We start from the raw sequence: 23,940 nt of genomic DNA, 5'->3' as shown, positions 1-23,940 counted from the left end.
CGGCGTTGCCTGTCGGGATGCCGTCCAGGCCGCCGGCGAGGCACTCCATCCCGGTTCGAGTCCGGGCGTTCGCATTGGCAGGGCCAATGCGTTCCTGCCGGTCGCACGTCGTACGGGCGATGCGCGTCGAGCGATGTCACATGTGAAGTATGTAGTGCGTATGCTGCATCTCCGCTGCGCCACCGGGTCCTCGTGGTTGAACAGCCCGGCGACCGACGGCCCCGCTCCCACCGGTTAACGAATCAGACGGCCAGGTCGTCGAACCCGCTGAGACAGGGGCAACGCTCGCCCCATGCGTGTCCCCTCTGGAGCCCTCATGCGTATTCGACTGTACGCGACCGTGATTGCCTGCCTGATCCCGCTGCTGCCGCACGTCGCCGACGCGCAGCGCGGTCCCCGACGCGGCCCCACGCAGGGCGGTCGCGGGGCTCGACTACCGGTCGGCGCCCTCGGCGCCCCCACCGCCGCCCTTGGTATTCGCGGTGGCCATGATTTCGTCGCCGAGCGCTGGAGCGCGGGGGCCCAACTGCGGCTGCCCGTGGCGCGACGACTCGCGTTCGTGCCAAGTGGCGACGTCTTCCTTGGGGATAGCGCCACCGACTGGCAGCTCAACGCGGACCTCACCGTGCCACTGCGCGGCGTGTACGTTGGCGGTGGCGTGGGGCTGCTGCGCACCGACGACCGCGACACGGGCGTACGCGAGACGCGCGCGGCGCCCAACCTGCTGGTGGGGATCGAACCGCGGGCGCTCGGCCTCGCGGTGCGGCCATTTGTGGAGGGGCGCTGGACCTTCGTGCGTGACGGCGCCCGCTTTCGCCTGGTCGCCGGCGCGAATGTCCCGATCGGGGGCAACACACCGCGGCGACGCTGACCGGAACCTGCACCATGCGTGATTTGTCCCTCCAACGCCTTCTGCCTGCCGTCTTCGGCGTCGGCCTCCTGGCCTCGCCGGCGTCACTCCGCGCCCAGCACGACCACGCCGGCCATCAGGGCCACGCCAGCACCCCGGTCGACTGCCGCGCGCTGGCCGCGCCACCGTGGACGGGGCTGCCCGCATCCGACCGCGCCATGATCGATCGGCTCGTGCGTTCGGCCGGTACGCTGAACCGCACGGATGCCGCATCGGCCGCCGGATTCACCCCGCAATTCGGTGACATCCCCACCATGGGCGTGCACTGGATCAGCCGGAACCGCATGCAGGACGCGGTGCAAGCCGACGCGCCCGATCACCTGCTGTTCACGCGCATCGCGGGACGGGACAGCCTGGTGGGCGTGGCCTTTGCCTTTCGCGGTCCGACCGACGCAACGATGCCGGCGCTCTTCGAGAGCCCGCTGGCGGCATGGCACGACCACCCCGGGCTCGGGGGCGGGAGCGGCAACACGCTGCACATGCTGCACGTGTGGTTCGTGCCGTCGCCGTACGGTCCGTTCGCGGGCAACAACTTCTTCCTCCCGCTCATGGCCGCGGGGCGGGCGCTTCCCAATCCCTGCTGGATTCAGACGGAGGCGGAGGTGACCCGCTTCGAGCTGGTGGCCACCCTCGTCGATGTGCTGCATCGACGCACGGACTCGACAACAGGTCGCGAAGGGCGCGGGTTGGCACGTGGACGCCCGGGTGCGCAACGGGCATGGCCTGCGGTGCTGAACGCGGCCGATGCCCTCGCCCGTCGGATCACGCCGCACCTCACGACGCTCGACTCGGCGGCGCGGGTGGCAGATCGTGACCGCTGGGAACAGGCGGCCGACGCCATCCTGGTCGAACTGCGTCCCGGCGAACGGCGTCTGGTGGAAACGCTGCGGGACCGCCTGAAAGGCATGCAGGCCAGCACCACCGAACAGGGCCGCCGCCGCAAGCACGGCAGGCCACAATGACGCCCAACCGTCACCGCCGCAGCGGCCTCTGGCCATCGCTCCGGACCATCGGGGCAGCGACACTGCTCGCCTCGAGCATCGCGTGCAGCGGGCGCAGTGCGCCGCTCCCTGCGGAACCGGCTCCCGAACCGCCAACGCCAACACCGGGCTGGGTCACGACGACGGTCAATGCGCCTGGCGTAGTGTACCGCATCTTCCAGAGCGAAGCGGCGCGGACCGCGGTGTCGTACCACATCTACCAGCCGCCGCAGTATGACGCCGAGCCGGCGCGGCGTTTCCCGGTGCTGTACTGGCTGCACGGATCCGGCGGCGGGCTGGGTGGTATCGCGCCGGTCGCCGCGCACTTCGACGCGGCCATCCGGTCGGGACGCATCCCGCCCATGCTGGTGGTGTTCGCCAACGGCATGACGTCGAGCATGTGGGCCGACTCCAAGGACGGCCGCACGCCCATGGAGACGGTGGTGGCGCGTGACCTGGTCGCCGAGGTGGACGCGCGCTTCCGCACGGTGGCCACCCGCGAGGGGCGGATCCTCGAGGGGTTCAGCATGGGCGGGTACGGCGTGGCGCGCATCGGGCTGCGCTACCCCGAACGCTTCGGCGCCATCTCGATGCTCGCTGCCGGTCCGTTGGACCTTGACTTCGACGGCCCGCGCGCGCGCGCCAACCCCGCCGAGCGGGCCCGCATCTTTCGCGAGGTGTACAGTGACGATCTGGCCTACTATCGCGCGCAGAGCCCGCTCACTGTGGCGGAGTCGTTTGCGCAGCGCGCGGGGGCCCGCGTACGACTCCGCATCGTCGTGGGCGATGCCGACAACACGGCGCCGGCCAGCGCGGCATTCAGCACGCTGCTTCGCGGGCTCGGTGTGGCGCACGAGTACATTCTGCTCCCCAACGTGGACCACGATACCATGGCGCTGTTCGCGGCGCTCGGGGAACGGAACTGGAGCTTCTACCGCGGCCCGTGATGCGGCGAGGCAGCCGGTACGTGTGATTATGAACGGCCGTCCCTATCGCTCGTCGCGAAGAACGCTCGCTTCATGACGGCAGGGCTCAACACCGACCCGCGCGCGCATCCGCCGGCAGGCACGCGAAGCCGTCGACCGACCACAGGCCGGCGCGCGCGACCCTGGCCTGTTCGGCGGCGGCGCGGATGCGCTCCACATGGCGCACGTTGGGCGGGTACACCAGCGGCACGGCGTACCCGGCGCGCGTGAGCGCTTCGTTCACGAACACGCCGCGCTCGGTATGGAGATAGGCCAGGGTGCGGCCGTACCGGTCGGTGCGGCGCACGTCGAATTCGAGCCGCACCACGCTCCCCACGGGGATGAGTTGCGCCAGGGCAGCCGCGGCCTGGGCGCCAAAGGGGGGCTGATTGCGCTCGGGGGTGTCGATGAGCAAGAGCCGAATGCGCTGCTCATCGCAGTCGACGGTGTCGCCGTCGACGATGCGGGTAATGCGGCAGCTCTGCCGCTCCTCGAGCGAGGACACGGGATTGGCACTACACGCCAGCAACAGCAATACTCCAAGCAAGGCACGCATCGTCATTGGTCGAACCTCGGGCACATCGCCGCGTCGTGGGTCACCAGGAACTCTCGATCCCCCAGCTTACGGCAGGGGTCCGACAATCGCCGAGGATGGGCGCTCAATGGCAAATGGTTGCCTCCCGGCATGAGCGCTCCTCCCCCCGTACCTCCAACGGTGGGGGGGACAGCACCAACCTGGCCGGGGCCGACTGCCTGGCGCGGCCGGTGCGCTGACCCGCAGAGCGGCTGCCGCGGTCAGCGGTCGGTGCGGCGACAGGCCTCGAGGTAGCCGAGCGCCGCCCGCAGGACACGTCGCCGTGTCTGGTCGCGCGGCAGCCCCGCGGCACCGGCATGGTCGACCATCGACCGCACGAGCAGGAAGAGGTCATCCGCGGCCTCGAGCACCAGGTCGGGTGTCTCGGGGGGCAGGTGCCCGCCGATCACGCTGGCAATGGCCGCGCGTACGCGCTCGTGCCCGGGCGCCAGCGCGGCCCCGAGTTCGAGGCGCTGCTCCTCGTGATCCAGGGCGGCGGCCAGTCGGCTGCGATCGTATTGCGCCGCGATCGCCAGGTCCACGAGCGCCGCCACGCTGTCGGCCAGCGGCGCGCCCTGCACCTGCGCGGCGACCGCCTCCACCGCCGCGACCGTCTCGCGCTGGGCGCGTTCGATGATCGCGACCACGATGGCGTCCTTGTTCGGGAAATACTGGTACAGCGAACCGACGCTGATCCCAGCGACCTCGGCGACCCGATTCGTGGTCAGCCCAGTGAGTCCGTCCGCGGCGAGAATGCGAGTAGCGCCCTCGACGATCCACTCCACGAGGGCCCGGGAGCGGTCCTGTTGCGGGGCTTTCCGAGGGGAGACCGGAGGGGATCGGCGGCGGCCGCGCATGAGTGAGGATGCGAGTGGTATGCGAGTAATCACTCGCAAATATTGCCCGCGTCGGGCGGAGCGCAATCCCAGGTCGGGAATCGCCCCCGCCCCCAACCCGCCTGACCATGCGCTTCCCGTACCATCTCGTGCTGTTCCTTGGCGTCCTGGAGGGGGCGCCGCTGGCGGCGATCGCCGCCCAATCGCCACGCGTGTCCCCGGCGGACACCACCGGATGATCCGCGGACGGATCGTCGATCGCCTGTCCCAGCGTCCGGTGGTCGATGTGACGGTTACGCTGATCGGTGCCGGACTGGCCACGCGGACCGATGGCGAGGGGGCCTTCGCCATCGGCGGGGTGCCGGCCGGGAGCTACCGGGTGCAGGCGAGTCGAGTGGGCTTCCGCCCTGGGGTCGCGCCCGACGTGGCGGTCAGCGCCGGATATCCGACCGTGTTGCGCTTCGAACTGGCCCGGCTCGAAGCCATGCTGACGGCGGTCCGGGTGGCGCGCGATGCGGCCGCCCTCGCGCCCCCGAACGACGCGCCGGTGTCGGTCACGACACTGACGTCCGACCTGGTGCGCCGCGCCCCGGGGGCGCTGGCCGACGTGAGTCGCCTGGTGCAGGCCCTGCCCGGGGTCGCCGCCGGCAATGACCAGCGGAACGACATCATCGTCCGGGGGGGCGCACCGAGCGAGAATCTCTTTCTGCTCGATGGCTTCGAGGTCCCGAACATCAATCACTTCGGCGCCCAGGGGACGTCGGGTGGCGGCATCGGCATGATCCACAACGAACTGCTGGCGCACACAGGCCGACATGAGCCTGGCCGGCGTGGGCGCCATTGTCGAGGGGCCGTTGGGGCGTCGCGCCTCCGTGATCGCGTCGGCTCGCGAAGGCTACTTCGGCCTCCTCGCAGGGCCATTCGGGCTCACGGCCATTCCGCGTACCACGAACGGCCAGCTGCGCGCGGCCTGGGAATCCGGGTCGGGCCATCGGCTGTGGCTCTCGGCCCTTGGCGGACGGGACGCCATCGACTTCGTCAGCCTGCCCGACGATGTCGGCAACATCGATCCGACCGGCACCGAGCGCGTCCGCGGCGATCGTCACATGGTGGGGCTGGGCTGGCAGCATCCCATTGGTGTCCAGGGGGCCGGCCGGTTCACCGTCAGTCGGGCGAGCCTCGGCTACGGCGAGGATGTGACCGAAGCCCGCCTGAACGGCGCGCGGGTGTGGTTCAATCGATCGCGTGAAGCCGAGCTGACGGTGCGGTACGACCTGACGGCGCAACTGGGCGCGCTCGGGGAACTGACGGCCGGCGCGGTCGTCCGGAGGCTCGGAACGCGGACCCGCATGGAGGCGCCATTCGGCAGCTACCTGCCGCTGGTGCCCAGTGGCCGGGTGCAGCCGTTCCGGATCGACTCCACGATGCCGTCAGGCATTGAGGGGGTGCACCTGCAGATCAGTCGCGATGCCGGACCGGCCCAGCTCACGGCGGGGGTGCGCGCCGACCGGTTCGACCTCGCCGAGGCGATTCGGGTATCCCCCCGATTGGCGGCGGCCATTCGCCTGTCGCCGGTCCTCGACCTGACGGCGGCGGTGGGGCGCTATCACCAGCAGGTGCCGCTCGTGTATCTCGCCGCCATCGACGGCAACCGCTCGCTATCCCCGATGCGCGCCGATCATGCGATTGTGGGAGTCAGCTGGACGCCGGCCCCGGCGCTGAAGATCACCCTGGAGGGGTACGAGAAGCGGTATGCGGCCTATCCGGTGGCCACCGGGATCCCGCAACTCACGCTGGCCAACGCCGGCGACAGCTACGATGTGGTGAGTGCCCTCGTGCCGATGCGGAGCCTGGGGCGAGGTCGGGTACGCGGGATCGAGCTGTTTGCGCAGCGGCAGCTGTTCGAGGGGCTGTACTGGCAGGTGGCGCTCAGCCACACCCGGGTGCGCCATGTGGCCGGCGACGGGCTCTGGCGCCGTGGGGCGTACGATGCCCCGTTCTCCGCCACCGTGATCGCCGGTCGCCGGTTTGGCACACGGTGGGACCTGTCGATGCGCGGTTCCGTCGCCTCGGGGCGGCCCACGACGCCGGTCCGTACCGACCTGTCGACCGCCCAGCGCCGGCTGGTCCTCGACGCCGAGCGGCTCTACACCGACCGGGCCGCCAGCTACCACCGGTTCGACGTGCGCGGCGAACGCCGCTTCACCGTCGGCGGCCGCCCGCTGGCGGTCTACCTCGACCTGCAGAACGTCACGAATCGCCGGAACGTGGCCGGTGTGGACTGGAATCCGAAAACGAATCGCCTGGCCATGGCCGAGCAGGCCGGGTTGCTGCCGGTGCTGGGCCTCAACCTCAAGTTCTGAGGCGCGCGGGGGCGCGGCGTCCAGACGACCGGCGTCACGGCGCAGCGAGCTGCGCAGCGGTACCCAGGGCGTGCCTGAGCCGTCCCGCGGACCGCTCATCGCCGATACGCGCCGCTCAGCGTCACCGCCCGCCGCTCGTCGTTTCGGATTGTCAGCGAGCGACCGCAAGTGTCATCGTTGCGGGATGCAAACGGCACGCGCTTTCCGACGGATCCCTGAGCCATGGCATCATGCGTGGTTCTGGAAGGCCCAGGTGATCGGGTGGCTGCTCTATGCCACGGGATCGTTCCTCTCGGACTTTGCGGCGTGGGAGGTCGGGGATCCGACCATGCTCTCGACGATCCCCTTTCGGGCGGTCCGGATCGCGCTGGGTTTCGTTATCAGCAGTGGACTTGCGTTGCGGCTGCAGCGTCTTCCCAGCGCGCGGACCCACGCGAGGCGCGTGGGTGTGCTGACCGTGCTGGCGGCTGCGGTCGCGGGAAGTCTGTGGTTCCCGCTGTACCGCATCGCCAGTCATCCGTGGCGTGACCCTGGCCGCGAAGTGTTCTCCACCGATTGCCTCGTCGGGTGCCTGCTCGATCACATGTGGCCGATGCTGACGTGGAGCATGCTGTTTCTGGCCGTGACGGAACTGCAGCGAGCGGCCGAGCAGGAGCAGGCACGCCTGCGCGCCGAGCGCCTGGCCAGCGAGGCCCGGTATCAGATGCTGGCGTACCAGGTCAACCCGCACTTCCTGTTCAACGCGCTCAACTCGGTGCGTGCTCTGGCGACGGAGGACGCGGCGCGCGCGAGAGAGATGATTACGCAGCTGTCGGCCTTTCTGCGACACACGCTGATCCATCGGCCGGTGGATGTCGTGCCGCTGGGTGCGGAGGTGGACACCGTGCGCGCCTATCTGGACATCGAGCAGGTCCGCCACGAGGAGGCGCTGCAGGTGACCTTCGACGTGGCGCCGGAGGTGCTGTCAGCCCGTGTGCCAGCCTTCCTGCTGATGCCCCTCGTCGAGAACGCCATTACGCACGGCTTCACCGTATCGTCCCTGCCGCTGCGCCTGACGCTGCGGGCCCACCGTCGCGGGCAGGAACTCGTCATCGAGGTGACGAATAGCGGGACGCTGCCATCGGCCACTCCCTCCGGGATGGGCCTCGGTCTGCAGAACGTACGCGAGCGCCTCGCGCATCTCCATGCCGATCGGGCATCGTTGGTGTTGACGACGGAGCAGGATGCCGTCGTGGCGCGCCTCGTCCTGCCGATCGACCTTCCGGAGTCCGGGTCATGACATGGCAGGCCATCCTCGTGGACGATGAACGGTTGGCGCGCGCGGAACTGCGGACGCTGCTGGGGGCGCACGACGGGGTCGAGATTGTGGGTGAGGCGTCGACCGTGGCCGCCGCCGCCGAGCAGGTGCGCCTGACGGGCGCCACGCTCGTGTTCCTCGACATCATGCTGAAGGGGGAGAGCGGGTTCGACCTCCTGCCACGGCTGCCGGAGGACATCGCGGTGGTCTTCGTCACGGCCTATGACCGCTTTGCCGTGCAGGCGTTCGAGGTCCATGCGCTGGACTACCTGCTCAAGCCGGTCTCCCCGGCGCGCCTCGCGGCGGCCCTGGAGCGCCTTGGCCGGCGCCCGGGGCCGTCGGGGACGGCGGCGCCGGCGGCGCGCGGCGACGTGGAGCCGGAGAGCGCTGTTGAGCCACTCGCATGGACGGGACGGTTATTCCTGCGGCTGGACGATCACATGGGGTTCCTGGCGGTGGCGCAGATCCGTGCGGTGTTCGCGGACGGGGATCAGGCCGTTGTCCTGACGGTCGATGGTCGGCGCCGGCGCGTGCGCAAGCCGCTGCGCGAGTGGGTGGCGCGCCTGCCGAACCAGCATTTCCTGCAGATTCATCGTGGTGCACTCGTCAATCTCCACGAGGTTCAGCGGGTCGAGGAGTGGAGTCACGGCAGCTTTCACGTGTACCTGCGGCAGGAGAGCACGCCGCTGGTCATGAGCCGCCGGTTCGCCACGCGGGTGCGGGCGCAACTCGGGTAACACACCCCTGATCGGCGCTGTCGACCGTTTGCCGGAGTTGGCGACCGGTCGCCGGGCTGCTCTCACGGCGTGGTGCCGCCCCCCGAGAGGTTGGGTTCATCCGTCGCGCATGGCGTCGCGACGGTGGACCTCAACCCTCACTCCCATGAATTCTCCATCTGGTTCCGACGTTCTGGCGGCCACCGCGGCCGCCCCCCCCACGGTGCGGTTGGCACAGCGCATCGATTGGGGGTTGCTCGTGCTCCGCGTCCTGCTGGCGGGATCACTCCTCCTGCTGCACGGATGGTCCAAGGCGCTCCAGCTCTTCGAGCCCGGCCCGGTGCGTTTCGCGGATCCCCTGCAGCTGGGTGAATTGCCCACCCTGGTGCTGGCGGTACTCACCGAGGGGGTCGCGCCGGTGCTGGTGATGGCCGGGATTGCCACCCGATGGGCCGCCGCCGCAGCCACCGCGACGATGGCCGTGGCCTTTTTCTTCGTGCACGGCGCGGCGCTGACCGGCGAGGAGAGCGGCGAACTGGCTTTCCTGTACCTGATCGGGTTTCTCGTTCTGACCATCACCGGAGGCGGTCGCCTGGGGTTGGATGCGGGGATTGATCGCCGGTGATGTGGCCCCTGCTGCTGCTCCAGAGCGTCCCCGTGTTTCCGCCGCCGGCGGCACCGCCTCGCACGACCGCGGTGCGCACCCCGACGCCGCTGGTGGTGGATGGGAAGCTCGATGAGGCGGCATGGCAGTCGGCGCCGGTGGCCGGCGGATGGCGCCAGGTCGATCCGGACCAGGGCGCCGCGGCCACGGTCGGCACCGACGCCCGCATCACGTTCGACGCCCGGCACATCTACGTGGCGTTCGTCGCCCGCGACAGTGCCGGCGCGCCGGCACCCAGCGTGCGGAACCTCCGGCGGGACTTCCGCTTCGACGAGAACGACGTCGTGGCCGTGGTCTTCGACCCGTTCGACGATCAGCGCACCGGTTTCCTCTTCCAGGTGACAGCGGCCGGCAACCAGCGCGACGCGCTGTTTCTCAACGGACAGGGGCTCGACGAGGACTGGGACGCTCCCTGGCGGGCCCGGACCGTGGTTACCGACAGCGGGTGGACGGCCGAACTGGCCATCCCCTGGAGCGCCCTGCGCTACCCCGACGGACCACGGTCGTGGCGCGTGAACTTCTATCGTGGTCTGCGTCGGCGCGACGAGGTCAGCTCGTGGTCGCCGGTCCCGCGCGCCATTCCTACCATGCGCACGGACTACGCCGGCATCGTCGATGGCCTGGAGCCGCCGCGTGCGGCTTCGCCCGTACAGCTGCAACCCTATCTGCTGGCCCAAAGTGGCCGGCTGCGGGCCTCCGGAGGCAACCGGACGACCCAGGCGATCGGCGGAGAGGTCAAATGGCAGCCGTCGGCGAGCACGGTCGTCGATGTCACGGTCAACACGGACTTCGCGCAGGCCGAGGTCGACCGTCAGGTCGTGAACCTGTCCCGATTCTCCCCCTTCTTTCCCGAACGTCGGCCGTTCTTCCTCGAGAACCGGGCCCTTTTCTCCACCGGGGTCGATGGCCGACTGCAGCCGTTCTTCTCTCGGCGTGTCGGGTTGGGGAGCGATGGGGTCCCCGTCCCGCTCGAATTCGGGGGTCGCGTCATCCGGCGCACGGCGACGAGCAGCTCGGGGGTGCTCGTCGTGCGACAGGGCGCGTCGGAGGCGTTGGCCAGCTCGGAGATCGGCGTCGCGCGAAGTACGCGCAACCTCGGCGAGCGCTCCCGCGTGGGCGCGATGCTCGTTGGTCGTCACGATCGGCGGGTCGGCGACGCGGCACAGTGGCACGGGACCATGGCGCTGGACGGGTTCAGCCAACTGACGCCAACACTGGCGCTCGACGGCTCGCTGGCGGCCACGCGCCGCTCGACCGTTGGTGGGGACGGGCTGGCCGGGCATGTCTCCCTTCAGCAGAGCACCTCCTCCCTGATGGGCGGTATGTCGGTGGAGTTCGTCGACGACGGCTTTGCGCCGGAGGCGGGATTCATCGCCAGGCAGAACTACGTCGAAATGTCGGGCGGCGGGATCCTCGACCTCCGGCCGCGCTGGCTCCCGCGGGGCGTTCGCAGCTACCAGCCCAATCTCGATGTGTCCGTCATCCGCACGGCCTCGCGTTTCGACTTCCTCGAGGCCCGCGTGCGGGTCAGTCCGTTGTCGTTCCGGTCGCAGACGGCGGCGTCGGCCGACATCGGGCTTGAGGTCAACTGGCAGCAGCTCGACGAGCCGTTCCAGCTGGTGCCCGGGGCCACCACCTCGGCGGGCTCGACCGTCTTTCCCCGCGTGACGGCCGGCCTGGCGAGCAATCCGGCCGCCGAGGTCTCGTGGGGCGTTGACGGTGGCCTCGGGGGCTACTTCAACGGGCGTTTGGCGAGTCTCGACGGGCGCTTCAACTGGACGCCGGATCCCCGCATAGCGATCGCGGCGCGCTATTCGGCCAACCGCCTCAGCGGATTCGACAGCCTCGCTGCGGCGGTGACCACCCACCTCCTCGTGCCTGAACTGCGCCTGGCGCTCAATCCACGCGTGCAGCTGGCCACGTTCTACCAATTCAACACCGCCGCGCGTCGGGGCAGCATGAATCTGCGCTTCGCGTGGGAGCTCGCGCCCCTGAGCTTCCTGTACGTCATCTGGAACGGGGAGCGCGCCGTGCAGGGACTGCCTGCCGTGCGCCGTCCAGTCGGGGGCGATCAGATCTCGGTCAAGTTCGCGTACCTTCTGCGGCGCTGAGGCCGGGCACTGCGGGACCCTCGCGTCCTCCGGGAACACCCCGGAGGCTCGGAAGACAGCTGACCACCCGCCGCCCGGGGCACCCGCCTCCCGCGGTGGGGCCTTGGAGGCGGCAGCGCAGTGACCCGAAGGAAGAGACGCACGCCAGCAATCCGTTCGTCGGCCGAGCGCGCCGCCTGTCGACACCTTCGACCACCAAGCGCGGAGCCGTGTCCGTTCAGCGGCGCGTCGTGGCACCTTCGCCATTGCGCCACCCATGGCCGCCTTTCGCATCCTCAACCGTTCCCTCCCGTGCGCACCCTTCGGCTCCTGCTCCTCGTCTCCTCGCTCTCCGTCATGCCTGCGGACCTTCGGTCGCAGGCGCACGAGCACGCCGCCCCGCAGACCACCACACGGGCTGCCGTCACCCCGCCGCCGGCGGCGCCGTCCATCGCCCTGTTCGACAACCTGGGCGCCCACAGCCGCCCGTTGGGGAACGTCACGGCTGCGGCGCAGCGGTGGTTCGACCAGGGGTTGCGGTTGACGTGGGCCTTCGGGCACGGCGAGGCGGTCCAGAGCTTCACGATGGGGATCGCCGCCGACTCGACCTGTGCGATGTGCTGGTGGGGGGTGGCGTGGGCCAGTGGCCCGTACCTGAATGACCCCGCCTCCGACAGCACACGCCTGGCCGCGGCGCACGTGGCGATCCGACGGGCACAGGAGCTCGCCGCATCGGCGCGCCCTGCCGATCGCGCCCTCATTGACGCGATGGCGACCCGGTATGCGCCCGTGCCGGATCCCGCGCGCCGACGTGCGCTCGACACGGCCTATGCGCTGGCGATGGCGGCGGTCGCCGCCCGGTTCCCCAACGACGACGAGGTGCAGACCCTGCTTGGCGAGGCGCGGCTGATCCTCGCCGGATGGGACGACTTGTACACCCGCGACCGACGCCCGCTCCCGCGCGCGGCCGCGACGCTGGCGCCGCTCGAGACGGTGCTGGCGCGGAACCTGCGGCACCCGGGCGCCTGTCACCTGTACATCCACGCGACCGAGGCCGGCCCCGAACCGGCCAAGTCGGAGGCGTGCGCCGATCAACTCGCCGACATGATGCCGGGTGCCAGCCACATGCTGCACATGCCGTCGCACGTCTATCACCGGATCGGCCGCTGGGGGGATGCGGTGCGGGCGAACCAGCGCGCGATCATCGCCGACCAGCACGGTCGGGCGGGCGGGGTCCCGGGCGTGTATCCGTTCCACAACGTGGCGATGCTGACCGGCGGTGCCGTCATGGACGGGCAGCGTGCCGTCGCCATCGATGCCTTGCAGAGGCTGGCGCGGGCCGCGCCGTCGGAGGAGGCGATGGTGATGGTCGCGCTCGCCCGCTTCGGCCGGTGGACGGAGATCCGCGCGATGCGCCCCCGCACGGACACGCCCGTCACTACGGCCATGTCAGCAGCCGCCTACGGTCTGGCGCTGCTCGACGCGGCCGAGGCGGGACCGGCGCGCCGTCAGCTTGAGCTGATCGAGGCAACGCTGGAGGCTGCACGACGCGCGCCGCCACCGGTGATCAGCGGGCGTGATCCATGGGCGATCCGGTTCGCGGCGCAGGATCGGCACACGATCGCTATCGCGCGGGGCGTGCTGGCGGGTGAACTCCTGGCGGCGCGGGGGCAAGTGGACAGCGCCGTGGCAGCACTCGAGGCGGCGGTCGCCAGCGAGGACTCCCTGGAGTATGAGGAGCACGACCGGTGGCTGCTGCCGCCGCGCCACGTTCTGGCGGGCGTGCTGCTCGACGCAGGACGTGCGCCCGACGCCGAGCGTGTCCTGCACGCCGATCTCGCCCGGCGTCCGCGCAACGGCTGGGCGCTGCGCGGGCTGCAGCAGGCGCTCGCGACGCAAGGCAAGGTCCCGGACGCGGCGCGCGTGCAACGGGAGTTCGAGGCCGCGTGGGCGCGCTCCGACAGCTGGCTGCCGGGGCCGCGATTCCGGCCGGGGGGACCGGTGACGCCGCGCTCGCCCTGATCGTGGTCGCGGGAGCATCGCTCGCGATCGTGGCCGAACGTTCCGGGATTGGCATCTCCGCCGGGGTGGGGCGACGCAGGCGTGCGCCATGCCATGCAGGCGGCCTCCGGCGCTTCCGTAACGTGGGGCATCCAGGAGTTCGGTCGAGTTACCGGACTTTCGTGGACCGTAGACCGTGCTCAAACTCGACCAACGATGGCACGCTCGAACGACGCAAAGCGGCCGGCCGACGTCGTGGCAGCCCGCCGAGCGGACGTCGCGTCGGCGTCCGGGACACTTTCGATGGCCGCTCGGCCGCGGCGTGAAACCCCAGCGCCCTGGGGATACACGCTGCAGACACAACGGCCGTCTCCTCGTGTGCGCACAGGTTGCTCTCGACAAACACCTTATGCCATGCGGAGCGGCCGTTATGCAACAGCGTGGTGAGAAATCCGGGCTAGGGGTCTGAAGATCGACCTCCTGTTCTCATGTGCTCCCACTACAGGCTGCGCTGTTCAGCGAGGGCGCGGGACTGCCCCTGCGACCTGAGCAACTCGACGGCGCCGGCCGGGGCATCGCGAACAGTACCGCGTGCGTCCCCTGCAGTACCATCTGGATCATCTTTCGCGACGCACCGGCCACGGTCGGCAACGCGATGTGGCCACGCCGCCCACTCATGCGTATCGCAGTAGCGTTCGCGGGCGATGCGCCTGGGTCACTCAAGTTTGGCGATACCACGCGCCGCACTGCCCCGATCGCCGGGGCCTGTGCTATGCGCACGTTCCTCGAGCTGTGCCTTGCCGCCGGCAACTGCCGCCAGGAGGGCGCGGTACGTCGCGAGCGCGCGGATTCCCTTCGTGTCCACTTCGGACCCGCGCAACACCAGCTTCCGTGAACGCCCGCGCGACACACGGTCCCACACGGCCACGAGGTACGATACGCGGTCGTCTTCCATCGCCATGAGGAACTCGAGCTCGTCCAGCACCACCACCAGCGGCTCGTCCTTCGCGAGATCTGCCTAGAGCCGAAAGACGGCTCGCCTTCTGGGGGAATCAGCCAGATGTCGCAGCTTGGCCTGCTCCATCTGCCGATCGACCAGCGCCGGACGGACGTGCGCGGGCACGGTCATCAACGTACTTCAGGTGGAGTGGCACGACAAGGAAGGTGTCGGCGGGGAGCGGATGACCGAGCCGACTGCGGAGCGCCGAGTGCTGTTGTACCGACTGTTGTACCGACTGTTGTGCCGACTGTTGTACCGACTGTTGTACCGACTGTCCTACCGCCCTGACCTGCCCCCTTCTGCCGTCTCGCGCCCCTCTGATTAGCCCCCTGCACTTCCCAGCGTTCTAGCCCGGGGAGCTGTGGGGTAATCCGTCCCGGTTCAAGTCCGGGCGCCCGCATGCAACGGGGCTCAACAGCGACCCGCCCGCGCCTCCCCAGGCAGGCGGGCAAAACCGTCAACGGTCCACAACCCGGCGCGCACCTCCGTGGCCTGCTCGGGGGCCGCGCGGATGCGCTCCACATGACGCACGTTGGGTGGGTAGACCGCCGGCACGGCATACCCGGCGCGCGTGAGCGCTTCGTTCACGAACACGCCGCGCTTGGTGTGCAGGTAGGCCAGCGTGCGATTGTACCGGTCGGAGCGGCGCACGTCGAATTCGATCCGCCCCACGCTCCCCACGGGGATGAGCTGCTCCAGGGCGGCCGCGGTCTGGGCGCCGAAGGGGGGCAGATCGCGCTCGGGGGTGTCGATGAGCAGCAGCCGAATGCGCTGCGCGTCGCAGTCCACGGTGTCGCCGTCGACGATGCGGATGATGCGGCAGCTCTGCCACTCCTCAAAAGGGGCCACGGGATTCACACCACACACCAGCAGCAGCACCAATACGCCAAGCAGCGTGCGCATCACCATGAATGGGACCTCGGGCATTTCGCCGCGTCGGGGAGCACCAATGACCATTGCCCCCGAAGCATATGGCCGGGTTCCGACACTCGAGGGTGACACGCGAGGGAGACGCGTGCCGCCCGCGCCGCATGCGACGGCGCGGAGGGCAGTCCGCGAACGGCGGTCCGTCGCCAGCCCCGACAACGGCTGGCACGGGTGCCGACCCAAGACGGGTGGCGCCCGACTACGGGGGCAGCACCTTCCCCGGGTTCATGATGCCGAGCGGGTCGAGCGCCTGCTTGATGGCGCGCATCACATCAAGGGCGTCCCCATGCTCGGCCGCGAGGTAGCGCGCCTTCCCCGTGCCGACGCCGTGCTCGCCGGTGCAGGTGCCGTCCATCGCCAGCGCGCGCTGCACGAGCCGGTCGTGCAACCGCTCCGCCTCGGCCACTTCCCGCGGATCATCGCGCCGCACGAGCAAGCCGAGGTGGAAGTTGCCGTCGCCCACGTGGCCGATGAGCGGCGCCACGAGAAAGCTTTCGCGCAAATCCTGCTTGGTCTCGAGAATGCACTCCGCCAGCCGCGAGATCGGCACACACACATCAGTCGCCCACAGGCCACACCCGGGGCGCAGCGCCTTGGTGGCGTAGGCCGCGTCATGACGCGCCGCCCAGAGCGCCCGGCGCTCCTCGTGGCCGGCGGCCCAGGCGAACGCGCCGCCGCCCAGTTCCGCGGCGATCTGCTGCACCACCTCGGCGTCTTCCCGCACCGACGATGCCGACCCGTGAAACTCGAGAAAGAGCGTGTCCTGCACCGGGTGCGTGAGCCCCGAGTACCGGTTGACGGCGTCCATCTGCACGTCATCGAGCAGTTCGACGCGCGCGATGGGGACACCAAGCTGGATGGTGCGGATGACCGTGTTGACGGCCCCCGCCAACGAGTCGAAGGAGCACACCGCCGCGGCGACCGTCTCCGGCACCCCGCAGAGGCGCACGGTGACCTCGGTGATGATGCCGAGTGTCCCCTCGCTGCCCACGAACAGGCGCGTGAGATCGTAGCCGGCGGAGGATTTTCGGGCGCGACGGGCGGTGCGCACGAGGCGGCCGTCGGCCAGCACGACCGTGAGCCCGAGCACGTTCTCGCGCATCGTGCCATAGCGCACGGCGTTCGTACCGGACGCGCGTGTGGCCGCCATGCCGCCCAACGAGCAGTCGGCACCCGGATCGATCGGAAAGAACAGGCCAAGATCACGCAGCTGCGCGTTCAGCGTTTCGTGCGTGACGCCGGCCTGCACCGTCGCATCGAGATCCTCGGCGCTCACCCGCAACACCCGGTCGAGGCGTTGCAGACTGACGACCACGCCACCGCGCTCCGGAATCACGCCACCTTCGAGCGCCGTTCCGGTGCCGTACGCGACCACGGGAACGCCATGCGCGGCGCACACCCGCACGACCGTGGCCACCTCCTCGGTGGACTCCGGAAAGACCACCGCGTCCGGTCGGTGGGGCGCGTGCCACGACTCGTCGTGGCTGTGGAGATCGCGTACGGACTCGCTGGTGGACAGGCGGTCACCGAGCTGGCGACGCAGGTCGGCGATCGCGGCCTCGACCGGCGCGGGGGAGACACTCATGGACCGATGGGCCAGTGGGGATGGCTGGTTATCATCACAGCTGTTATGATAACTCCGCCGCGCGAGCGGACGCCAACCGCCCCTGACCGGACCCCCGCATGCCCGCCCCTGCCCGCCCCGCCCACGCCGACCGGACGTGGACCGTACAGCCCGACGCCGCCGCGGTCGTCCGGCGCGCCCTCGACGACCGGCTGGCCCGGGTGCCCGGTTGTGCGGCCTTCGCGGCGCGCTTGCTCGACGACATCGGCGTTCGCCTCCTCGACATCCTCGACTTCGTCGCGGTCGTCGATCACGCCGAAGCCGCGGCGTTCCGCGCGGCCGGATGGGTGGCCGAGGGCGCGCATCCCGAGGTCCTGCGCAATCCGACCGGGCTCTTTCCTGCGGTGCTCACGGGCGCCGAGCGCGCGGGGCTTGGCTTCAAGGTCGAGTACGTGCACGAGTTCCTGACGGCGCAGGGGCTGGCAGTGCCGGTGGACGGCGCGTTGCACGCCCCGTTTCGCCGTGTACTGGCGTGGTCTGCCGACGGTGTGGAGTGTTGGGCCATTGAACGGCGCGGATCGACCGGCTTTGCCCCGGAGGCGGTGTCGGCGGTGACGCTGCGCGAGTCACGGCTGGCGCTGCAGGCCTTCCGGGCGCGTCGTCGGGCGTTCGATGACCTGGGGCGCGGGTACGATCACACGGACGCGCTGGTGGGCGCCGCGGTGGGCGGGCTCGGCGCGTCGTGGGCGTGCTGGCTGTGGCTGCGCGCCGAGCGCGAGTACTGGGAGACGCGGTGCCGCGCCGGGCGCGTGCAGAAGGCGCGGCAGGATGCGCATGGCATTGGCTGGGCCAACCAGGATCATCACACCTACGACAGCACGCGCGAGTGGTTCCACCGGTGCGTCGGGGTGCTGGAGACGCTGGGGTTCGAGTGCCGCGAACTCTTCTACGCCGGGCACGCGGCCGGGTGGGGGTCACAGATTCTCGAGCAGCCGGCGCTCGGCAGCGTGATTTTCGCCGACATCGACCTCGCCCCGGAGGAGCTCGATATCGACTTCGCGCATCTCCACCTCGCGCCATTGCCGTTCCTGCGTCGCGCAGGGCTCTGGTGTGCCCTGCATGGCGAGTCGGTGTTCGAGGCGGGCATCAACCATCTCGAGTGCATGTACGACCACGTGCGCATGCAGACGCGGCTGGAGCAGGCCGGGGTGTCGTTTATGCCGCCATTCTCCGACTTCCCGCACCTGTATCAGGCGCTCACCGAAGGTGAGTGGTGGGCCGTGGATCCCGCCCGGGTGGACGCATTGGAGCGGGCGGGGCTGGTGACCGCCGAACAGGCGGAGGACTTCCGACTGAACGGGGCCATTGGCTCGCACCTCGAGAACCTCGAGCGCAACGAGGGGTTCAAGGGGTTCAATCAGCCCGGCATCGACGGCGTGCTGCGCATCATCGACCCGCGCAAGAACCTCGTGGGGGCGTAGCGCGACCTCAACGCCGGAACCCCGTGAGCAGCCGCGTCAGGAACTCCACATCGTCGAAGTTGTTCCGCTGGGCCGGCCCGTTGCGCACGACGGTCAGTTCGAGGGAGGGGATCACGTACAACTGCTGCCCATAGGCCCCTTTGGCCATCACGAAGTCGTCCGGGATCATCGGCTGATCGACAATCGGCTTGATCTGCAGCGAGTATTGCCGCTTGTTGTTCGCGTCGATCGTCGCCGCCAGCGCCGTGGGCACCGGCTTCTTGAGCCACCAGTAGAAGCCGTAGGCGGGGTGCGCCGGATTACCCCTGAACACCTGGTCGAAGAACGGGCGCGGCAGGATGACGGGACCGGTCCACCGTGAAACCATGGTGAGGCGAATGAACTCGCCGAACTTCGCCCAGTCGCGCGCGGTCACGTACGCACTGCCCGACAGGTTGGGGCGGCCGTCGGTGAAGTTCGAGGCCCAGCGCAGCGAGGTGATGCCCAGCGGCTGCAGCAGGCGCCGCGCCAGGTAGTCCACGACGGCTTCGCCGCCGAGTCGACGCTCGAGCGCCAGGCCGAAGATGTTGGGATCGCCGCTGTAGACGAACGTGCTGCCGCCCGGATAATCCACGGGTGCCGGCAGGTAATCGAGCCACCCGGACAGATCGTTCAGTTCGCGGAGCCCGCTCGTCATGGTGAGCAAGTGCCGATAGGTGATGCGGGACTTCATGGCATCACCGCGCCATTCGGTGATTGCGCGTTGTGCCACTGGCTCATCGAGGTCGAACAGCCCGTCGGCCGCGGCGATCGCTCCCAGCATGCCGGTGAAGCCCTTGGTGGCACTGGCGAGCAGTTGGATGCGGTCGGCGCTTCCGCCGTTCGTATACGACTCGTCGAGCAGCTGCCCACGATGCAACACGAGGAACGTCTGGCCGCCCATCGACGTGCTGTACGCCTTGGCGGCGGCGATCGCCTCGGGCGTGGGGCCGGCAGCCGGGGATGGGGCAGCCGGTGGTGTGGCGTCCGGTGGTGCGGGCGCGGCCGGACCGCCGGAGGCGCCACAGGCGGCACCGACGAGGGCCACCCCGAGCAGGGCACCGCCAATACGCAGCATTCGTGACACCGGGACGCGGCGCCTCATCGACATTTGGACCTCCAGGGAGCGAATGGACAGGGCAACGTGTGGGGCTCGCGGCCACGGCGATCGGCCAGACCATGCGGGAGACACGCAGCCGGCGCCGTGCCCCTACCCGTGGTGCGCGCACCGCTCGCGCAGGGCGCCACGTCCGGAAACGCGTCGGCGCCCCCACCGAGTCTGGCGGGGGCGCCGATTTGTGCATCAGCGCGGAGTGCTCAGGGCGCGAACCGCGCCGACCACCGGTTCATGCCGTCACGCGACGACGGCGACCGACGGCCAGCAGGCCGGCAAGCCCGGCGGCCAGCAGCGCCGCGGAGGCCGGTTCCGGGACGGCGGCCGTGGGGAGCGGCACGCAGGCCGTTCCCTGCGTGTTGTTGCAGTTGCCGTAGAAGAACCCGAACCGCTGTCCCTCCGGGTTGCTCCCCCCGGCCGTACCGAACGCCAGTTCACCGGTGATCGTGAAGTCGCTCGCGGCGTTTACGCCGGAGAAGGCGAAATAGCTGTCGGTGCCCGTGGAGGTGAAATCGCCGAGCGCAGGGATTGCGAGCCCGTTGAACAGGACGTTGCGCAGTCCGACGAACTCGCTGGTGCCGAACCCCTTCACATTGAACATGATGGCGCTGAAGGTGTTGCCCGTGTTGGCGAGCGCGTAGCTGGCAGTGCCGAACGCGTCCCAGCCCAGCGACATGGACCCACCGGCGCTGGCGGTGTAGGCAATGGAGAACGGCTGGTACCCGACGCTGTGGAACCCCGACGCATCGGCCGATGACTGGCAGCCGTTCCCCGGTCGGCAATCCGCCAGGCTGGTCCGGGTGCCGTAGAGCACTTCGCGGTCTGAGCCTTCCCGCCGGATACGGAAGCCGCCGCCCTGATCGGGCGTGCCGGAGGTGAAGAAACCGCCCTGGGCCTCGAGCGCACTGGACGCCAGGAGCAACGAGCCGACAAGGAGAGAGATTCGCAATCGCATGGTCCGCATGGTTGGGGTGACGGTATTGCGCTACCGGAATGGCGTACGGCTCATCCCCGCCACCTCGCCCTGGCGGGCGACCGGGTGAGGGCCGCCCCGACAGGGCGGCCCTCCGTCCTGCGCCGTGAGCCGGCGCGGCGCGCTCAGTGCACGACGCGGCCGACCGTGTTCACGGGGAAAAAGCCAACGCCAGGCGGCTGCACGAACGTCGGCGTGATGACGCGATATTCGCCGTTGGTGGCGTTGCCGCGGCCAATCAGGGCGTAGGGCTTGCCATCGGAACCGATCCATCCGGCGATGAGCTTGCCGTTGTCGCCTGCGCCAATGCCATTGCCGTTCGTACGGCCGATGATGGGGCCGGCAATACCGTTCCTCCGGAACTCGACGCGTCCGTTCGCTTCGTTCTGCACGACATACACAAACGGCCACTCCACCGTAAGGTCCAGTTGACCAAGCTTGATATCGTCTCCCCCGACCTTCGCGTTCAGGTTCTGGCACACGAAGTTGCCGACCGTCGCGATGCGGCTGTACACCTTGAGCGCGGAGCCCATGTAGGCGAGCGCCGCGGGATTGCCGTTCGCGTCCTCGTAGATTGCGCGCAGGCTCCCCGCGCCCGGGTCGTCGCCGGGGCCGTTCGAACGGCACCACTGCGAGCCGTCGGCATACCGCACCTGGATCGCGTTCGGCCTGCCAGTGACACCAATCACGGCCATGTCACCGGTCCCGAAGCCGGCAGTATTCGTGATCGCGTTGAATCCCACATCATTTGAAACGCTGAACGCCGGGCCCACGAGCTCCATCTCCGGAGCGGCTGGGGTGTCTGCGGCGCACGCGGCCAGCGCCAGGATGGCGAAGGGGGCCGCGGCCAATCTCGTGACATGCTTGTTCACAATGCTTGCTCCGTTATTGGGGGGACCACGTGACGCAGTTGGATGAGCGCCACACTTTCCACCCTCGCAAATAACGCGCCGGTCCATACCCGACACCAACCGCCGCCGACGCGCCGGCGTGCACGCAGCCGGCTGATCATGGCACTCCCCACGCAAGACCTTGATTTATTGGCGCTTGCCGCGTTTCTGGATGGATTGCCCGACGGTGAATTCGGACGCCACGGGGGGGCTATGGCGACGGCGCAGCGCACACCGCGAAAGTTGCATCAACGCAACACAATGACTCACTGCCGCAACACAAGACGCGGGACCTCCTCCCATCGCCCAGCAACGGGCGACCCGGGGGCCGCGCGTGCGTCGTCTTTCGCGGCGGCGCACGCGTCTCCCGGGCGGGACGGCCCGCGTCGGACTCCGCCGCGCGACTCTGATGCGCGACTCTGGTGCGCGACTCAGTCGCGCCGGCGACGGCGACGATCTGACGCCACGGACCGGTGCGGCAACGCCCCAACCGGGGCCGGCGCCTCCTCCACATCGGTCACCCGTGGCGTCCCGCCCAATACGGCCGTCCCCTCGGCGCCAGCCCGCGCCACGAGCGGCTGCAGCTGGCGCAGCCGTGCGGCGCCGGCACGCACCGAGGGAAAGCCAATGGTGACGGCGGCGGCGGCCCCCCCGGTGTGATCCCACACGGGCGCGCCCATACCGTACACGTCGGCGTACCACTCCCCGCGGGCGATGGCGACCCCCGACCGCCGGACCTCGTCGAGCTGCTCCATGAGCGTCGGCAGGTCGGTGATGGTCGCGGCCGTGTAGCGCGTCAGCGTCTCCCCCAGCAGCGCGCGCCGCTCCCCGCCGGCGAGCCACGCCGTGAGCACCTTGCCACCGGCGGAGGCGTGCAAAGGCGGATGGCCCCCGAGCACGCCCGGCACCACCAGCGGCTGCGGCGCGTAGACGATGTCGACCGTGGTCGCGATGGCACCGGACCGAACAACCAGCGTGGCGCACTCGCCCGAATCGCGGGCAAGACGGATCAGGACCGGATGCAACGCCCGCTGGAGCGGCGAGGATTGCTGGGCGAGTGCGCCAAGCGCGGCCAGGCGGATCCCCAGCCGATACCGACCGGAGCGCTCGTCATAATCGAGAAACCCGGCCTGCTCGAAGGTGCGGAGCAGCCGGTAGACCGAACTGCGGGGCCGCCCCAGTCGCTCGGCGATGTCGAGCGCAGCGAGCTCGGGGGTGCGCTCGCTGAACAGCGCGAGCACCGTGTTGAGGGTGGCGAGCATGGTGGAGGATGGGAGGCCGGCGCACAGGCGCGGTGCGCAGGCAAGCTAGAGGTCCGGGAAGCAGCGGGGAATGGCGGGGGAATGGCGGGGGAACGGTGGGGGCGAGCGCACGCGACACGGCCACTCGTCACGCCCACAGCACGTCGAGGCGACGCGGTTTGCGGAATTCGTGGCCGTGGGGGCGGCTCGGACGCTCGGGGTCGAGGCGACTGTGCGGATGGCGGCGGAAGAGCGCGAGGAGCGCGGTGCGCGCTTCCAGGCGAGCCAAGGCCGCCCCGAGGCAGAAGTGCCGGCCAAATCCGAACGCCAGATGCGGCGTGGGATCCGCACGCGCCGGATTCCAGAGGTCCGGCACGCGAAAGTAGGTCGGGTCGCGGTTGGCCGCCCCCAGCATGCACTGCACGATCGCTCCTGCCGGCAGTGGCACCCCGCCAAGCAGGACCGCCTCCGGTGCATAGCGGCTGCACGTCTGCACGGCCGGTTCCCAGCGGAAGGTTTCCTCCACGCACCGGTCCACGGCGTCGGCGTCGAGGTGGCCGACCCCCTGCGCCGTCGGATGCGCGAGGATCGCCCAAGTGGTGTTGGCAATCGAGGCCTCGGTGGTTTCGATGCCACCGAAGAGTACGATGAGCGCGTTGGCAGCGATTTCCTCGTCATCCAGCAACCGCGGATGCGCCCGCGCGAGGGTGTGCAGGAGTGCGCTCGACGCGGCGTCGGGGTCGTGCAGAATTGGCTGCAGCGTGGCGCGAAAGGCGCGCACGGCCGCCTCGGCACGGGTGCGCGTCTCCGGGTCCCCCGCGTAGTTGATGAGCGCGTCGGCGAAGGTGTCGTACCACTCGCGCAACAGCCCATCCCCCGCCGGGTCCAGCCCCAACACGCGCGCGACGGTGGCGACTGCCACCGGCGCGGCATAGGTGGACCGCAGCTCTGCGCCCGTGGCCGGGAGCGCCCCGACGTGTGCCGCGACCACCTCATGCACGAGGGGTGTGAGCGCGTCCACCGCCTTGGCGTTGAACGGAGGGGCACACGCCGACTTGAAGCGCCGCTGCATCGCTCCCTCGGCGGACAGCATCTGTGGCCCAAACGTCGCACGAATAGGCGACAGAGGATCGTCGGTGCGGAAGCGCATCGTGTCGCGCAGCACCTCCATGACCAGATCGCGGCTGGTGACCAGCCACTGCCCGATGGCTGGCGCCCAGGTTACCGGCTCAGTGGCCCGCAGGCGGTGGAAGATGGGGTAGGGATCGTCGGCCAGCTGGTCGAGCGTGACAGTGGCCCCAATGGGGAACGCGGGGTACGCGGTCATGGGAAGCGG

20 protein-coding genes are annotated in these 23,940 nt (G+C 69.8%); 10 read left to right on the top strand and 10 right to left on the bottom strand.

From position 1 onward, the window contains the following. Positions 1–316: 316 nt before the first annotated feature. From O9271_RS02145 to O9271_RS02135, 3 genes are read left to right on the top strand one after another with little or no spacing between them, the layout of a single operon-like run. Positions 317–871, top strand: a complete 555-nt coding sequence (locus O9271_RS02145) for a hypothetical protein (RefSeq protein ID WP_298265749.1) — start codon at positions 317–319, stop codon at positions 869–871. Positions 872–885: 14 nt separating this feature from the next. After that, positions 886–1,872, top strand: coding sequence for a hypothetical protein (locus O9271_RS02140; protein WP_298265747.1), 987 nt, complete (start codon positions 886–888; stop codon positions 1,870–1,872). Next, positions 1,869–2,837 carry an alpha/beta hydrolase-fold protein gene (locus O9271_RS02135; protein WP_298265745.1) on the top strand — a complete coding sequence of 323 codons (969 nt, stop codon included), beginning with the start codon at positions 1,869–1,871 and terminating at the stop codon, positions 2,835–2,837. The genes O9271_RS02140 and O9271_RS02135 overlap by 4 nt, the downstream gene beginning before the upstream one ends. A gap of 85 nt (positions 2,838–2,922) precedes the next feature. On the opposite strand, the gene O9271_RS02130 is transcribed toward O9271_RS02135, so the two are convergent. Continuing rightward, positions 2,923–3,417 carry a thermonuclease family protein gene (locus O9271_RS02130; RefSeq protein WP_298265743.1) on the bottom strand — a complete coding sequence of 165 codons (495 nt, stop codon included), beginning with the start codon at positions 3,415–3,417 and terminating at the stop codon, positions 2,923–2,925. Positions 3,418–3,650: 233 nt separating this feature from the next. Then, positions 3,651–4,214 carry a TetR/AcrR family transcriptional regulator gene (locus O9271_RS02125; protein ID WP_298265741.1) on the bottom strand — a complete coding sequence of 188 codons (564 nt, stop codon included), beginning with the start codon at positions 4,212–4,214 and terminating at the stop codon, positions 3,651–3,653. 866 nt (positions 4,215–5,080) lie between these two features. Here O9271_RS02125 and O9271_RS02120 point away from each other — a divergent pair. From O9271_RS02120 to O9271_RS02095, 6 genes are all read left to right on the top strand, one after another. Continuing rightward, a complete protein-coding gene (locus O9271_RS02120; protein WP_298265738.1) occupies positions 5,081–6,628 on the top strand; it encodes a TonB-dependent receptor in 1,548 nt (515 codons plus the stop codon). Between the two features lie 184 nt (positions 6,629–6,812). Then, positions 6,813–7,907: a histidine kinase gene (locus tag O9271_RS02115; RefSeq protein WP_298265736.1), complete on the top strand. Its 1,095-nt coding sequence runs from the start codon at positions 6,813–6,815 to the stop codon at positions 7,905–7,907. After that, complete coding sequence (locus O9271_RS02110) at positions 7,904–8,662, top strand: LytTR family DNA-binding domain-containing protein (protein ID WP_298265734.1); 759 nt, start codon at positions 7,904–7,906, stop codon at positions 8,660–8,662. Before O9271_RS02115 ends, O9271_RS02110 begins: the two co-directional genes overlap by 4 nt. A gap of 145 nt (positions 8,663–8,807) precedes the next feature. Then, entirely contained in the window at positions 8,808–9,266 is a 459-nt protein-coding gene (locus O9271_RS02105; protein WP_298265731.1) for a DoxX family protein, read from the top strand. Next, entirely contained in the window at positions 9,266–11,416 is a 2,151-nt protein-coding gene (locus tag O9271_RS02100; RefSeq protein ID WP_298266282.1) for a DUF5916 domain-containing protein, read from the top strand. Before O9271_RS02105 ends, O9271_RS02100 begins: the two co-directional genes overlap by 1 nt. Before the next feature lie 336 nt (positions 11,417–11,752). Next, entirely contained in the window at positions 11,753–13,417 is a 1,665-nt protein-coding gene (locus tag O9271_RS02095; RefSeq protein WP_298265729.1) for a hypothetical protein, read from the top strand. Between the two features lie 694 nt (positions 13,418–14,111). Here O9271_RS02095 and O9271_RS02090 read toward each other — a convergent pair. From O9271_RS02090 to O9271_RS02080, 3 genes are all read right to left on the bottom strand, one after another. Beyond that, positions 14,112–14,387, bottom strand: coding sequence for a hypothetical protein (locus O9271_RS02090; RefSeq protein WP_298265727.1), 276 nt, complete (start codon positions 14,385–14,387; stop codon positions 14,112–14,114). 420 nt (positions 14,388–14,807) lie between these two features. Beyond that, positions 14,808–15,305 carry a thermonuclease family protein gene (locus O9271_RS02085; protein ID WP_298265725.1) on the bottom strand — a complete coding sequence of 166 codons (498 nt, stop codon included), beginning with the start codon at positions 15,303–15,305 and terminating at the stop codon, positions 14,808–14,810. A 217-nt stretch (positions 15,306–15,522) separates the two neighbouring features. Next, the gene (locus O9271_RS02080) at positions 15,523–16,908 is read right to left on the bottom strand and encodes an FAD-linked oxidase C-terminal domain-containing protein (protein WP_298265723.1); all 1,386 of its coding nucleotides are present in this window, start codon (positions 16,906–16,908) and stop codon (positions 15,523–15,525) included. Between the two features lie 98 nt (positions 16,909–17,006). On the opposite strand from O9271_RS02080, the gene O9271_RS02075 reads away from it, so the two are divergent. Next, complete coding sequence (locus O9271_RS02075; RefSeq protein WP_298265721.1) at positions 17,007–18,368, top strand: hypothetical protein; 1,362 nt, start codon at positions 17,007–17,009, stop codon at positions 18,366–18,368. A 7-nt stretch (positions 18,369–18,375) separates the two neighbouring features. On the opposite strand, the gene O9271_RS02070 is transcribed toward O9271_RS02075, so the two are convergent. From O9271_RS02070 to O9271_RS02050, 5 genes are all read right to left on the bottom strand, one after another. After that, on the bottom strand, positions 18,376–19,497 hold the full coding sequence (locus O9271_RS02070; protein WP_298265719.1) for a serine hydrolase: 1,122 nt from the start codon (positions 19,495–19,497) through the stop codon (positions 18,376–18,378). Positions 19,498–19,732: 235 nt separating this feature from the next. Continuing rightward, the gene (locus tag O9271_RS02065; RefSeq protein ID WP_298265717.1) at positions 19,733–20,455 is read right to left on the bottom strand and encodes a PEP-CTERM sorting domain-containing protein; all 723 of its coding nucleotides are present in this window, start codon (positions 20,453–20,455) and stop codon (positions 19,733–19,735) included. A gap of 143 nt (positions 20,456–20,598) precedes the next feature. Next, on the bottom strand, positions 20,599–21,246 hold the full coding sequence (locus tag O9271_RS02060) for a hypothetical protein (protein WP_298265714.1): 648 nt from the start codon (positions 21,244–21,246) through the stop codon (positions 20,599–20,601). A gap of 548 nt (positions 21,247–21,794) precedes the next feature. Continuing rightward, a complete protein-coding gene (locus O9271_RS02055; protein WP_298265713.1) occupies positions 21,795–22,625 on the bottom strand; it encodes an IclR family transcriptional regulator in 831 nt (276 codons plus the stop codon). Positions 22,626–22,752: 127 nt separating this feature from the next. Beyond that, positions 22,753–23,931 carry a cytochrome P450 gene (locus tag O9271_RS02050; RefSeq protein WP_298265710.1) on the bottom strand — a complete coding sequence of 393 codons (1,179 nt, stop codon included), beginning with the start codon at positions 23,929–23,931 and terminating at the stop codon, positions 22,753–22,755. Positions 23,932–23,940 lie beyond the last annotated feature (9 nt).

The sequence above is a fragment of the Gemmatimonas sp. genome (assembly GCF_027531815.1).
Taxonomy (GTDB): Bacteria; Gemmatimonadota; Gemmatimonadetes; order Gemmatimonadales; family Gemmatimonadaceae; genus Gemmatimonas.
The sequence above is the reverse complement of the archived record's forward strand: the minus strand, read 5'-3'. Positions and strand labels throughout refer to the sequence as shown.

Bases quoted from the DNA above. Each gene is read 5' to 3' on its own strand.
- O9271_RS02145 (WP_298265749.1), top strand. From the start codon at position 317: ATGCGTATTCGACTGTACGCGACCGTGATTGCCTGCCTGATCCCGCTG.
- O9271_RS02140 (WP_298265747.1), top strand. From the start codon at position 886: ATGCGTGATTTGTCCCTCCAACGCCTTCTGCCTGCCGTCTTCGGCGTC.
- O9271_RS02135 (WP_298265745.1), top strand. From the start codon at position 1,869: ATGACGCCCAACCGTCACCGCCGCAGCGGCCTCTGGCCATCGCTCCGG.
- O9271_RS02130 (WP_298265743.1), bottom strand. From the start codon at position 3,417: ATGACGATGCGTGCCTTGCTTGGAGTATTGCTGTTGCTGGCGTGTAGT.
- O9271_RS02120 (WP_298265738.1), top strand. From the start codon at position 5,081: ATGAGCCTGGCCGGCGTGGGCGCCATTGTCGAGGGGCCGTTGGGGCGT.
- O9271_RS02115 (WP_298265736.1), top strand. From the start codon at position 6,813: ATGCAAACGGCACGCGCTTTCCGACGGATCCCTGAGCCATGGCATCAT.
- O9271_RS02110 (WP_298265734.1), top strand. From the start codon at position 7,904: ATGACATGGCAGGCCATCCTCGTGGACGATGAACGGTTGGCGCGCGCG.
- O9271_RS02105 (WP_298265731.1), top strand. From the start codon at position 8,808: ATGAATTCTCCATCTGGTTCCGACGTTCTGGCGGCCACCGCGGCCGCC.
- O9271_RS02100 (WP_298266282.1), top strand. From the start codon at position 9,266: ATGTGGCCCCTGCTGCTGCTCCAGAGCGTCCCCGTGTTTCCGCCGCCG.
- O9271_RS02095 (WP_298265729.1), top strand. From the start codon at position 11,753: ATGCCTGCGGACCTTCGGTCGCAGGCGCACGAGCACGCCGCCCCGCAG.
- O9271_RS02085 (WP_298265725.1), bottom strand. From the start codon at position 15,305: ATGGTGATGCGCACGCTGCTTGGCGTATTGGTGCTGCTGCTGGTGTGT.
- O9271_RS02080 (WP_298265723.1), bottom strand. From the start codon at position 16,908: ATGAGTGTCTCCCCCGCGCCGGTCGAGGCCGCGATCGCCGACCTGCGT.
- O9271_RS02075 (WP_298265721.1), top strand. From the start codon at position 17,007: ATGCCCGCCCCTGCCCGCCCCGCCCACGCCGACCGGACGTGGACCGTA.
- O9271_RS02070 (WP_298265719.1), bottom strand. From the start codon at position 19,497: ATGTCGATGAGGCGCCGCGTCCCGGTGTCACGAATGCTGCGTATTGGC.
- O9271_RS02065 (WP_298265717.1), bottom strand. From the start codon at position 20,455: ATGCGATTGCGAATCTCTCTCCTTGTCGGCTCGTTGCTCCTGGCGTCC.
- O9271_RS02055 (WP_298265713.1), bottom strand. From the start codon at position 22,625: ATGCTCGCCACCCTCAACACGGTGCTCGCGCTGTTCAGCGAGCGCACC.
- O9271_RS02050 (WP_298265710.1), bottom strand. From the start codon at position 23,931: ATGACCGCGTACCCCGCGTTCCCCATTGGGGCCACTGTCACGCTCGAC.